12 protein-coding genes are annotated in these 13,662 nt (G+C 42.1%); all 12 read left to right on the top strand.

Translation table 11 applies throughout. The features are described from left to right. The coding region (locus tag LHW48_05855) for a GspE/PulE family protein (GenBank protein MCB5259985.1) at positions 1-1,282 on the top strand (1,282 nt) is incomplete at its 5' end. A gap of 3 nt (positions 1,283-1,285) precedes the next feature. After that, positions 1,286-1,714 carry a hypothetical protein gene (locus LHW48_05850; protein ID MCB5259984.1) on the top strand — a complete coding sequence of 143 codons (429 nt, stop codon included), beginning with the start codon at positions 1,286-1,288 and terminating at the stop codon, positions 1,712-1,714. After that, positions 1,714-2,286 carry a hypothetical protein gene (locus LHW48_05845; protein ID MCB5259983.1) on the top strand — a complete coding sequence of 191 codons (573 nt, stop codon included), beginning with the start codon at positions 1,714-1,716 and terminating at the stop codon, positions 2,284-2,286. Before LHW48_05850 ends, LHW48_05845 begins: the two co-directional genes overlap by 1 nt. Before the next feature lie 10 nt (positions 2,287-2,296). After that, on the top strand, positions 2,297-3,469 hold the full coding sequence (locus LHW48_05840) for a LamG domain-containing protein (protein ID MCB5259982.1): 1,173 nt from the start codon (positions 2,297-2,299) through the stop codon (positions 3,467-3,469). Between the two features lie 16 nt (positions 3,470-3,485). Further along, positions 3,486-4,502, top strand: a complete 1,017-nt coding sequence (locus LHW48_05835) for a histidine kinase (protein ID MCB5259981.1) — start codon at positions 3,486-3,488, stop codon at positions 4,500-4,502. Continuing rightward, positions 4,499-5,353, top strand: coding sequence for a response regulator (locus LHW48_05830; protein MCB5259980.1), 855 nt, complete (start codon positions 4,499-4,501; stop codon positions 5,351-5,353). The genes LHW48_05835 and LHW48_05830 overlap by 4 nt, the downstream gene beginning before the upstream one ends. A gap of 19 nt (positions 5,354-5,372) precedes the next feature. Beyond that, positions 5,373-6,581, top strand: coding sequence for a Flp pilus assembly complex ATPase component TadA (gene tadA, locus LHW48_05825; GenBank protein MCB5259979.1), 1,209 nt, complete (start codon positions 5,373-5,375; stop codon positions 6,579-6,581). 14 nt (positions 6,582-6,595) lie between these two features. Continuing rightward, positions 6,596-8,722: a hypothetical protein gene (locus LHW48_05820; GenBank protein ID MCB5259978.1), complete on the top strand. Its 2,127-nt coding sequence runs from the start codon at positions 6,596-6,598 to the stop codon at positions 8,720-8,722. Then, positions 8,715-9,587, top strand: coding sequence for a hypothetical protein (locus tag LHW48_05815; protein MCB5259977.1), 873 nt, complete (start codon positions 8,715-8,717; stop codon positions 9,585-9,587). Before LHW48_05820 ends, LHW48_05815 begins: the two co-directional genes overlap by 8 nt. Before the next feature lie 10 nt (positions 9,588-9,597). Beyond that, entirely contained in the window at positions 9,598-10,713 is a 1,116-nt protein-coding gene (locus LHW48_05810) for a hypothetical protein (GenBank protein ID MCB5259976.1), read from the top strand. A 13-nt stretch (positions 10,714-10,726) separates the two neighbouring features. Next, the gene (locus LHW48_05805) at positions 10,727-13,255 is read left to right on the top strand and encodes a response regulator (protein MCB5259975.1); all 2,529 of its coding nucleotides are present in this window, start codon (positions 10,727-10,729) and stop codon (positions 13,253-13,255) included. A gap of 158 nt (positions 13,256-13,413) precedes the next feature. Further along, on the top strand, positions 13,414-13,662 hold a 249-nt coding region (locus tag LHW48_05800), incomplete at its 3' end, for a hypothetical protein (GenBank protein MCB5259974.1).

Below are 13,662 nucleotides of genomic sequence, written 5' to 3'. Positions count from 1 at the left end.
GTTAGAAGAGGCAGGGCAAATTCTTACTGATGTTGACGATGGTTCCAGCGGATTAGATTTGAATGAACAGGCTCTGGATGAAGAAATCAATAAGAGCTTATTGGTTAATCTCTTTGAGGGTGCGCTTATAGAGGCAGTTAACAAAGATGCAAGCGATATCCATATTATTCCCGCCAATCGCAATACAATTGATGTGTTTTTTAGAGTTGATGGCAAACTGCAGCTTTGGCACCGACAAGAAAACACACCCCCAGAAGCATTATCAGCGGTGGTAAAAGATCGCTCCATTGGCGTCGATCGTTTTGAGCGCGATACTGCTCAAGACGGATTTGCCCAACGAGTTGTAGATGGGCATCTAATTCGGTTTAGGATTTCGATTATTCCTATTGTATCTCAAGAATACGACCGCAGATTTGAAAGCATAGTTATCCGAGTTATAGACGATAGGAAGGTAATAACAGATTTTAGAAAATTGGGTTTTCAGGAACAGGCAGAAAGAGAATTTCTAAAAGCAATATCTACATCGAAGGGAATTGTGATTGTAACAGGTCCCACCGGAAGCGGAAAATCCACTACATTGATGGCAGCATTGCATCACGTAATTAATCCTTCGATAAATGTATTAACATGTGAAGATCCTGTAGAATATGTAATTAGAGGGGCACGCCAGCTCAAGATTGGTCATAAAATGAGTTTTGATCAGGCGATTCGATCAATCTTACGTCATGACCCCGACGTGGTAATGGTAGGAGAAATTCGCGATAAAATCACTGCAGATTTAGCGGTAAAACTTTCCAATACTGGTCATTTAACGTTTTCAACTTTGCATACCAATGATGCTCCTTCTGCCATCAGTCGTTTGTATAAAATGGGAATTGAGACCTTCCTTTTGGCATATTCTATCAATATTATCATTGCTCAACGTTTGGTAAGAAAGCTATGTGTGCATTGCCGTAGACCGCTATCCAAGGAGCATTGGCCGGCTGCTTTAGCGATTGGGCTAACTCAGGAAGAATTAGAGGCGGGCAGAATCTACGAGCCCGTGGGATGCCCTAGGTGTAATTTGGGATATAAAGGACGAGTGAATATAGCTGAAGCTCTGTATTTCTATCCGGAGATTCGCAACGAAATTGTAAAATCACAAAGCGACATCGATGAAGAACGCATTCGTGCCATTGCAGAAAAACACGGAATGCTATCGATGCGGGCAAGCGGAATCGACCGCATGCGTAATGGCCTTACAGACCTTACCGAAGTGCTATATGCAACGGCGGAGGATTGATATATGAACTTATTTGACATGGTATTAGCGTTATTTGCAGTTATGCTGTTTACCAGCATTGCCCTAAATTATAACAGGCATATTCAAGATCAGAACGATCTTCTAATAAATGCTACGCAATATGTTCAGGCTACACAGCTGTGTCATACAGTATTAGATGAAATTGATGCCAAACTCTTTGCGCGTATGATGGCATTTAACCACATAATAAGTAACTACAATAATACACAGCGCACAATCGATTTGAACTTTCCCGGAGATACGTATCAGCTAACTGTAGAAGCGGTAAGCTGCGATTCTTTGGGAGTTCCCTTAACTGTAATACCGGTGGATAATATATTTCGTCGGGTGAGAGTAACGGCTACAACCCCGGGTTTGAAGTTTCCCGTAACCCTACAACGCGTGTATACCAAAACGCATCTTAACTTATAATGGGCGTAATACTTGATATCATTGGAGCATTTGTTATTGGCGGCATGCTGCTGTTGATGGTAATTAGCTTTCAATTTCAGATGCAGGAAGCAGCAGATCGAGCTTTGTATACGCAACAAATGGTCGATCACATGGATCAATGTGCCACTAAGCTAAACAGCGTTGTTGCCTTGGCGGGGGTAGGATTTGACCCAGAGGATGCGATTGTGCATGCCACACCGGATTCTTTGGTGTTTTGGACATATTGGGATTACCAGCAAAATCAACTGGGTGTTACACCGGTGAAGCTAAGTATAAAATTAAGCAATGCACCAGATCCCCATGGAATTGCAGTTCTGTTGGCGCAAGATGGAGTGCCCTTAAACGATTTGGGGTATTTGTTCTGGATAGATGAGCTAAAGTTTCGTTACTACACAAAAAACGATGCTTTAACAACAAGTGCTTCATCAGCTCGATCTGCCGAGATACGAATGGGCTTTTATCATGACCCCCCCCGGGCGGGGAGCCAATCAATACGAACCAAACTACAATTTAAGTGTTATTTTATGAACGCTTATATGCGTGGAGCATGAGGGAGGAAATATGGGACGCGCAATGCTAATCTTTGTAGTCTTGATGACGGCTATATACTCCGGGATATTGGTTTCAATGCAACGTAGGATGCTGGATTTGCCCCGTATTGTGCAGCGGAATATGCTATCGAAGCAAGCCGAAAGTGTATCGGATTATGCCCTAAGAACTGCTGTGCGTAACTCCGTCTTTTTAGGTATGATGGCGGGTCCTAATTCTGTAGTGATGTGGAACCAAGAGTTTAACGGATTTCAAATCCAGAGCTGTCATATAGATAGTATTTATTATACTTTTGTAGGCGAAGAAGGTGAGGATGGGAGCAATAGTTATCGAGCTATTAGCTATGTGAGCGGCGAATTGCAGGGTCAAACACTTGATTATCGGGCAGAGATAGCTTTTAGTTTCCCGTTAGTGGCGATGCTGGATTTGGATTATTGCATCCATCTGGAAATGGATCAGCCCCAATTTAATCCTTCTGAGAATTGGAACCATGTAATAGATTCTTCTGAGCATAGCAATGACGCATTGTTTTATGGCGATGTTGCTACTCGCCCCATGGGGCAAGGAGTGGATGGGTGGAAATGTGCCAGCTTTGGGGGAGGGAATGGTTATATAATGCACGAAGGCAACGAAACTATGTTGGTGAATTCAAATTTTACCCTAATATCTTATGCTAAGATTATGGCTAAGCATCCTTCTGCCTGCTTGATCTGGCTGCCGCCGGATTTGGACGATCCAGATTATGACCCGCTTTCGGGTGGTGGTAACACCAAACCAACCGGGGCAATTTATTATGATGGTGGCAATATGTACTTTACTGCAAGTACCATCAATAGTGTGGAGGTTACAGCTAGTGCAGCTTTTACTCCAGATGGGAAGTGGCCACACAACAAAGATAAATGGCATTTCTTTGCCTTAACTTACGATAGAGGCAAAGTTAAGGGCTACATCAACGGCTTGCCGGTTGCCCAAGCTACGAATCCCTTATATCCGTTTTACCGACCCAATGCGATACGCAATGAGGGTTTATACTTGGGACGAATTCCCTCGGGAGGAACTCCAAGACAAATGAAGGGATTGATAGACCAGGTGGGCTTAGTGCCCCACACAATGACAGATGCGGAGATTTGGGCGTATTACAATCTTGTGATAAACCCTGCTGATATCCAGTATATCAAAGATTAGTAAAAAAGGAAGAGATATGGAACAAGAGAAACAAAAACTGCTGTCGCTCTGGAGTATGGTACGCTGGTTTTTAGTAATAGTACTCTTTTCGATAGGACTATTACATATCAGTTTTCGCGAAGGAATGTATCAGAATCTATTGTTTTTTATGGTCTTTGGAGGGATAGTAGCATTAAATCTACTGTTTCAAGTTCAGACAGGACAGCAAAGACAATTTGTGAAGTTCTTTCAAGTTGCCTTAGATATCCTTTTTGCAACGCTAATCGTACATCTAACCGGAGGCTTAAATAGTTTCTTTGTTTGGGCGTATCTTATAGGAGTAATAACTGCATCTCTTACTTTTCCCCAGAATGGGGGCGTTATTGCTGGGCTATGCGGAAGCTTTTCGTTGCTCATGCTAATTGTTCTGTATCAGAATTCCATCCTTACACCAATGGAAGCTTCAGGTATGGATATGAGTGGCTCAACTGTTTATCTGCTGTCGTACACAGGCTTGTTTAGCGGGGTAGCCCTTATTGCGAACTATCTTTCAGACCAAATCAGCCGTGACCGCCTTGATAATGAACAACTTATAAGTAAAGTTAACGAACTGAAAGAGTGTGAAACCTGGAAGAATGAAATGGAGCGACTTCTGCCGTCACTTAAGGAAATTGCACACCTGGATCACGATATAAATACTCCCCTTTGCGTGATAACCCTTTCTTTGGGCAGAGTAAAGCGCTATGCCAACGAGATGAATCTGGATGGGCTACATAAAAGCAATACCGAAATAACGGAGGCGGTTAATAAAATATCTCTTCTGCTGCAAAGACTTAAGAGTATTAAAGAAAGTGAATTGATTGGGTATCACAATGTTAAGACTCAGGATAATTTTACTCAAGTAAATGCACCAGCAGGTAATTTGGAGATTGCTGACCTTCAAACTACCTACACCAAACAGAAGCAGAAGCGAAACACACACGACAAGATTGACCCTGCCTTGGAAGAACTGCTAAAAGTTCACGATAAACAGGCAACAAAGGGGGAAGAATGAATTCCCGGAAAATACTCGTTGTAGACGATGAACAAAACATTCGAGATATTATTAGCGAATTTTTGAGTGATTTGGGCTACGAAGTTAGTGTGGCTGTAGATGGAGTGGATGCTCTGGGGAAAGTAGAGTATGATAAGTTCTCTTTGTACATTATCGATATCTATATGCCACGTATGGGCGGCTTGGAATTGATTGCCCGCCTCAAAGAAATCCAACCCCTGGCAGTTATTATCGTAACAACTGGGTTTTCCAGCATTGATGTGGCAGTAAGAGCTATTCGTACCGGGGCATATCACTATCTAACGAAGCCTATTCAGCCTGAGGAACTGATAAAAGTGGTCGAATCCGGTTTAGCGCATTCGGCAGAGTTGGGAGAGAATTCGGCAGAGTTAGTCGAACCGGCATCCAGCTCTGGGAAAAAGCCAGAGCTTATGCTCTTGAGAGGGTTTCCAGCAGAAGAGATTCAAGATTTTATAGCCTGTGGAACTATCAGTAGTTACAGTAAGGGTAGCCAAATTCCACTAACAGACGATTTAGGATCGATGATAATTGTGGAAGATGGAGCGGTAAACGCCTATTACAATGGTGCTTTGCTCGAAACTTTAAAAGAAAAAGATGTATGGGGCGAAGAAACATTTATAAATCCCCATTCCATCTTTAGCAATTTGGTTGCCCAAGGTAATACTCAAATTCGCCATTTTAAACGCAAGAAACTGATGGAATACTTTATGTATCGAGATGAAACTCTTACTAAGAAGTATATGATAAACTTAATCCAGTGCATGTATATGAAATGGCGCCGAGCAAGCTTTAGAATAGGACTTTACAGCGGCTTTAAAGCAGATGGATGAATCAGAAAACGAGGAGATTATGGCACTTACTTTTTTAACTGAAATGCAAAATAGCATAACTGAAAACCTTCAAGGACCAGAAATCTGTGAAGCAATTTTAGCATGGTTTGCCGAGCATCCCGAGCATGAAGCCGAAAGTAGAGAAATCCTTAAGAAATGGCTTTCCAGAATGCGTGAAAAGAATGCATCCGATATAGATTTTGGTGCTCCCGGCTGTGATAAAAAAGTATGGTTTCGCATATATGGGAGTAAGAAACCGGTGGAGGAATTTGGGGAATTCGCTTACTTGGAAACAAGTGCGATAATTCTAAGTTGGCTGAGTCCAGCGCAAAGAAGCATGTTATTTATAGAGCGAAGCGTAGATTTTTCTTTAAACTTTGCCTTACAGGAAGGGAATGCTCGGTTTCGCGGTTCCTGCTATTTCGACAGTGGTCATTTAGGCACAAATTTCCGTAGCATCAACGATAAACTCTACAGCATGGAGGGTTTGGGGATTCCACAACCTGTGGCGCAAAGGATGAACCTAAAACACGAAAAAGCTGGCTTAGTGCTTATTACTGGTATTACAGGAAGCGGGAAATCTACTACTTTGGATGCCATTATCGATATGAACAACCGCGATAATGCAGCGCATATAGTTATAATTGGGCATCCCATAGAATACATGCACACATCCAAACAAAGCTTGGTACGGCATAGAGAAGTAGGACCGGATGTTAAGAGTTTTCGATTGGGAGCAATAGAGGCTCTCAGACAGGATCCGGATATCATTGTGGTGGGAGAAATGCGAGACCCTCAAACTATTGCTACAGTTCTGGAAATAACTGATAGTGGGCATAAGGCATTCACTACTCTACATACGAGTTCTGCTATCGATAGTATCCACCGCATAGTTGCCGAATTTCCCTCAGATGAGCAAGATCGCATCCGCAACCGTTTGGCGGATGTGCTTTCTGTATGCATGAGTCAGAAACTGATACCCACAATAGATGGCAAGTTAGTTCTAGCCAAAGAGATACTCTCGGTAGATTCCAGCGTGAAAGCGGCTATTCGAAACAAGAATATTGGTGAAATTTATCAGATGATGGTAGAGGGGAAACGAGTGGGAATGTGCACCTTGGAGCAGGATCTAAAAGATCTCAATCGTAAAGGCATCATTACCCAGCAGAGCGCTATCAATTTTGCCAACAACAAAAAGAGGATGTCTCAGCTATTGGCAATGGGATAAGAACAGGATAGGATATGAAAAAGCACCCCAAACAGGCATTCGGTATCTTCCATGATGGTCTGGTAGTTCGTTTGGTACATTTGGTCCGCGAGGCAGAAGACATTTATCTGCAGGGCGTGGATCATACCGATCTGGATAAATATTGGTACAAAATATTGGATGATCCTTCGGTAGAGATAGTGGATTCTAAAACAAAGGAATCAAAATCTTCTGTGAGCGGAGACATCGATATCGACGAATTTGACAACGACTATGTGACCAACTATCAGTTACAACCCAGTGAGCGCATGTTGGGGTCTTTTGATCTTGCTCATGGAGTAATAGCCATCAATGTGTACGATGATAACATCATCAAAGATGCTCCAGGGCTTGTTAGCAAGAAAGAGATAGAGCAATTTGTTCGCTCAAAGGTTTCTGGAAAAGTATATAAAGCTGGAGATTATCAATCCAGCCTGGTGGATATTGGCGGCGAGCAACAACATTGGTTACACCGAGGAACAAACAGACTGCTTGATCTGGTTAAAGATTATGCTCGCACAAACCGGATAAAGGTGTTTTATCAGTTGGCAGATGCCAATGATATTGCTCTCACGGATTTCTTTAAGTGTAGTTATATCGACGAATTGGATAAGCCAACTTTGCTGGTATATTTGGGCCAGGAGTATCGCAAGGCTTTTCTGTTTCGCGATGGTGAGTGGCAGCAGACACTCAAACTTCAGATTACACAAAATTTTCCCGAACCGGAAGTAGTATCCTCAAAGCTTACTTTGGCTATAGACAGCGCAGGCATTGAAGAGCCTGAGAGAATTGTAATCTGTGGGGATCTGGCTAATACAGACTTGGTGGAGAACCTTTCTGAGGCATTTCCCACCGCAGAAGTAAAACTCTTTGAATTCAAGAAAATTATTGTAAGCGCAACAGATGAAGAAATATTAGATTATCATAGCCTAAGCAAGTTCTGCATACCAATTGCGCTGGCTTATAAAGCTTTGCATCCCGAAGATGAATGTTTCCATAAATCAAATTTCTTGCCTAGTCGGATTATCGAAGGACAGAAAGAATTTAAAATCGCATGGCATGGGTTTTTGATACTCATATTTATCTTTGCATCGGTTCTTATGGGCACAAATCTATATCTCAAGAGTAATCAGGCATTAGCATCTGAGCGGCACCGCAAGCAGGTGTTAAGCAATTCATTAGCTCAGAAGCGTGGCGAGGCTCAACAGATAATGAAAATTGAAGAAGAATTAAGTGCTCAAGAACAAAATCTACAAGTAGTGGGCAGCGTTTTAGAAAACAAGAATTTTTGGACAGAGTTGCTTGACGCCTTGAATAGAAGATATGCTAGTAGGGCTCTTAACTGGCTTTCCAATCTGCGTATAGAAAAAAATACTTTACATCTTTCGGGCATAAGTAGCAATCGCCGTTATGTTGTGGATCTTGCCAATGCGCTACCTCAAGGTAGCATCGATAAAGTAACTGCAGCAAAAATCCGCGACCATAACGTATGGAGCTTCGAAATCAAAGGGCAACCACCTGCAGTAAACTGGTTGGATCTCATTGAGGCGGATATGAAAGCCAAACTTGAGCAAGATAAGATCCGCAAGAATAACTCATCTGGTTCTGCTAAAGTCAGAATTGTCTCAACAGGCACAGTTAAAGAAAGTTCCAATATCGAGCCTTTACCTTTGAGACGTATGCACTTACCTCCTCTTATCCCGTCGTGCCTACCGGGTTCCGGATTGTCTCCTGCAGATTCGGTATTAATAGCGGAGTATAATTCATTTGTAAACGCCTTACAGCAAGGTCATATATGGAACTATCGCAAAATAGGCAACAATTTCATCGCCAATCATCCTCACAGTTCAATCGTACCTGGAGTAAGATGGTGGATGGCTTATAGAATGTATTTGGATAGGGATTATATGATAGCCGGAGAGTATTTAAGACCTGTGTTTAAAACGAAAAATCACCCCTTATACGCTCATGCCGTATTACTTCGCGCAAGGTTGGATCTTGCCTTAGGTCACGATAGCTACAATGAACTTTACAATGAGTTGAAACTTATGAACAAATCATTCCTTACTGAACAAATTACTTTGGATGTAAGCGCCATCAGGAAAGGAGAGAGTGATGACTAATACTGGCAGAAACTCCCTCGTGCTTTCTTTGCTATTGATATTCATTGTGGGCGGAACACTGTTGCTGCTCAGTAATTCTAGCAAGAAAATTGAAAATCTACAAGATGAAAATGATGTTACAGAAAAAGAGCTAAGAAAACTGGAATCCCAAATAAGCAATATAGATTCTCTAATGGCTTTATACGAACTGCGTAAGGCGATGGTTGCCGAACAACGCAAGGTTATTTTGAAAGAAGACAATCCCAAAACCACATATCAGTATCTCTTGCGTTTGCAGGATATGATGAATAGAAACATCATCTACGATTTTGCTACAAACAAGCTGAGTACAAATGCTGAAGAGGGAGCAAACTCATACATAGTATCCGGGCGAGCAAATTATATGGATGTGGCAAATTTTGCCCGCTATATCGAGCACCAACGCGCTCTTATCACCATAGAAGAGCTTTCCTTGGGCTCGGATGGAGTGGCAAACAGCGATACGGTATCCTTTTCGATGGTGTTAAGCACACATTTTCATCCTAGTGGTCTAGAGTGGGCAGACCTCAAGCCTGCTCACATCACTACCGGCATCAAGAACTATCAGTTATTTCGTTCAAGAGTTTGGGATAAGGCTCAATACTATGAATATGAAGAGGAAGATCCAAACTTGATAGATCTGGATAGCAGTAACTTGATTGGGATGGGCGAAAAGCGGGTATTTATTCGCGATAATCAGGGTATTATACGCATCATAAATATTAACGATAGAGTAAAGGGTGGTTATCTATACAGTATAGATTTGAGAGATAATCAAGCAGTATTCAAGGTAGATAAATATGGTCTTGAAGAAAACCAGATAATGTACCTTATAAAGGAAAACTGAGGTTTTAAACATGCAAATTAAACACATAATATTAGTCGCCATTCTTATACTGCTGTGGAGTAGTATAGGGGCTCAAAACTTACGGGTGAGCATGAAGGAAGACACCCACATTAATACCGCCATGCAGATCCTTGAGCAATTCAGCTTACAGGAAGGTGGGCGTAAAATGCTCAATCTTTCACATTATAATGGAAGCATAAACGTTCCAGTTCATGATATTGAGTGGCGTAAGGCACTAGATCTGATTCTTATGAAAAACAATCTTCAACTGGAAGAAGGGGTGGGCTTTTATGCGCTAAGAGATAAGGACTACGATCCTCAAACAGGTTCTTCTACGGTAGATTCAACCGGCAACCAAGAGCAACAGGATGCAGAAGTAAAACAAGTTCGCATCAAAGCAGTAGCTATGCTGGCAGACCGCAGTTATGTTAAAAATCTGGGAGTAGATTGGTCAACGGTTTTTAATGGCAAAGTGTCGGTAAATGCCGGATTTGCCGGTGCTTCTCAATTGGTGTCTCCGCTTACTCTTTCCGGTTCTGGAACTGCGGAAATCGGCAAGTATAGCGTAGATATCTCTACTTTGATCCGCACCATCGAATCGAACCAAAAGGGCAGTATCTTGGCAGAACCGAGTATCTTGGTGAGTAGTGGGAAAACGGGAAATATCCAAGTGGGGCAGGATATTTCTATAAAAACCGCTGATGAAGCTGGAAATACCAAAGATTCTTTCTACGCCACTGGCATTATTATGAATGTTACACCCAATATTGTGACGATAGACGGAGAAGAGCTCATCATGATGAAACTTAGCATAGAGCGTTCAAGTGGGCAGCCTTCAGCTATATCAACAGTTATTACTAAAAGCACATCTACAACAGAACTAATACTTTACGACAAGGAAGAAACTGTTATTGCCGGTTTGTTTGATACTGATGAAACCAAAGTCCGCAGTGGCATCCCTATTCTTAAAGACCTTCCATGGTGGGTTTTTGGATTAAGGTATTTAACCGGTTACGATTCTTATGAAAAGCGTGAGCGAGAGCTGATTATTACTATTCGCGCAGAAATTATGGATAGTGCGCTTGAACGATTGCGGCGAGTAAAAGCTATGCAAGAAGAACTGTAATCGGATAGCTAAAATGCGCATTGCCACCAGGCTGTTGATCCTCTTCATTGTAATTGCTTTCGCTTTTGGGGCATTCTTCTATATGTTCTATCATATAAAAAAAGAGGAACTACGCCTGTATAGCGAAGGAGATCTGTATCAGCGCAAACTCACGATAGACTCGATCTTCCAAATGAAATATGATGCCCAACTGAGCCTGGCAGAGGATTATTCTATTTGGGAAAAAATGGTTCAGTTTATATCCAGCCGCGATGTGCAATGGGCAAGAAGAAATCTGGATACCGTTATCCCAGTTTTTGGCTATTCACTGGTTCAAGTATACGATTCGAAGTTAGAGCTGCTCTATTCCGATACTTCTGAGGCTTCTTCCGGTATTTCGGATTATCGATTGGAGATTTCTCATAAAGATTCTCTTGGTGCAGGGTATATAAATAGCTATCATACGCGACATTATAACAATATCCTATTTTGTATAGTTGTATCCATACATAACTCTGAAGATGACAGCCAATCGGATCCTCTGGGCTATTTTCTTCTTGCTCAAGAGTATAACTACAATTACTTATCTTCTCTGGCGAAATCCCTAAACTACGATATTCGCATATCTTTTACCGATCCGGGTACTCAGAAACAGATTGAAAACTACAACACTAAGATTATTAAACCGATAACGGATATTAATAATGATCCCATTGCGTGGATTACATTCTATAGTTCAAATCCCTTTCTTGCCACTCTGCGCAACTTGGGAAATCTTATTCTTTTTGGCACCATAGGCTTTATCTTTATTTTTCTCATGATGCAGTATTTTCTTATACAACAATGGATTGCATCGCCTATGGGCTTAATCTCTCATGCGCTAAAAGCAAATAATCCCCAAATTATTGAACCCTTGGAGGGTAATAAAAACGAATTTGCCGATGTAGCTCTGCTTATCAAACGCTTTTTCCAACAAAAGGAAGAACTGCTACAAGAGATTAGCGAACGCAAAAAAACTGAAGCTCGTTTGCGAGAAATTGAAGAACAAACCCGAAAAATACTCTTAACATCACCAGAATCAATTATCGTAACAGATTTGGAAGGTACCTTTCTTAGCGTAAATGACGAAACGGTTCGCTTACTAAAAGCAAATAAAAGCGATGATCTACTCAATCACGGGTTCAGGTTTACAGAAATTGTGCATCCGCATGAACGCAAAGAGTTCAATAAGATGCTTCAAGAGCTTTTTAAGGGTGTATATATCAGAAATCAGGAACTGCGAATCCAACGCTTAGATGGCAGCATGTTCTCATCACTAATAAGCGCCTCGGTTATTATGGATGATGCCAATAATCCTACTAAACTGATCTTTATCACGCGCGACCAAACCGATCTAAAAAACCTCGAATACAAGCTGCGGCAGTCCCAAAAAATGGAGTCTTTAGGTACTCTCGCTGGCGGTATAGCCCACGATTTTAACAATATAATTACCATTATAGCAGGTTATATCTCCTTGAGTTCTGCCAAGTTATCCCAACCAGACGAGGCTCAACACGATCTCGATGAAGCCATACGTGCTTGCTTGAGGGCAAGTAGTTTGATTGGAAAGATTCTTGCCTTCAGTCGCCAAAGCGGCTATGATGTGGGACAAATTGTATTTGCCGATATTGTAGAAGAATCTTTACCCATGATTCGCGCTGCTTTACCTGCCAGAATTGAGATCGAAACCTACATTAATAGCCGTCGCAGTACATTGGCAGATAGCTCCTCATTATCGCAAGTTATTATTAACCTCGCATCAAACGCCTCTCATGCCATGCGCTCAGAGGGAGGCACCTTAACCATTGGTCTCGATGAAGTAAGTGGATTTGAGCTTATTGGTATAGATCCCAAAGTAGTTATAGAAAGCACCTATCTGCACCTCAAGGTTAGCGATACTGGTTGCGGCATTTCTGCGGATATAATTTCGCGGATATTCGATCCTTATTTTAGCACTCGAACTTATGGTGAAGGAACTGGTTTGGGACTTTCCATCGTGCATGGCATTGTATCCGGATATAAGGGCTTTGTAACCGTGCAAAGTGTTGTAGATCAGGGAACAACGTTTAATATATATCTCCCGGCGCTGGATCAAACCAAAGAAATACCAGCTCCACAGGAAGAATCGGAAGCTCCTTTTATTCCGGCAAACATAATGATGGTGGATGACGAACCGGCTTTAGCCGGAATATTTCAAGAATCTCTGCGAGAAGCAGGATATTCTGTAGAATCCTTTTCTGATGCCAATCTTGCCCTACAGGCATACAACCAAAATAGCGAAAGTTTCAGTTTGGTGATTGCCGATATAAATATGCCCGGGATGGATGGAATTCGGCTAAGTGAATCTATTCGCTCAATAAGAAACATACCCATTATTCTTTATACCGGGTTTTTAGATCGGAATCTGCAAAAAAGGGTGGAAGAAGCCGGTATTCGATATGTGTTGCATAAACCGATCATGCCCGATGAAATGGTAAAACAGGTAAAGAGAGTAATTTTCCTTGAATCAAAGGAAAGCGGCTAAGCCTGCAGCACAGGGCTAAATAAAATAAGTAGATTTAGTTTTACCAGTCTTAGAACTTGAAGTTTATCTCTTGTGCTTCCGGTGCCGTAACTGTATAATGCGCTGTCTTTTGCCCTATAATCATTATTCCTTCAAGGGAAACCAGTGCGAGGGATGGGGTGGCAAGCTCCGCTTGCCACAGCGAGCAAAGCTCGCTTCTTAAGGCAGCTTTGCTGCCTCTGCCAAGCAGGAGCTTGGCAGCCCAAAAGGGGTTTCACAATGCGGAGCAGCCTAAACGGATCTGTGCTGGGGTGGCAAGCTCCGCTTGCCACAGCGAGCAAAGCTCGCTTCTTAAGGCAGCTTTGCTGCCTCTGCCAAGCAGGAGCTTGGCAGCACATTTCATACTCGAACCTCAAGATAGCCTTTTT

This window comes from Candidatus Cloacimonadota bacterium, assembly GCA_020532355.1.
In the GTDB taxonomy this organism is placed as follows: Bacteria; Cloacimonadota; Cloacimonadia; order Cloacimonadales; family Cloacimonadaceae; genus UBA5456.
This window is presented reverse-complemented; position numbering and strand designations above follow the sequence as displayed.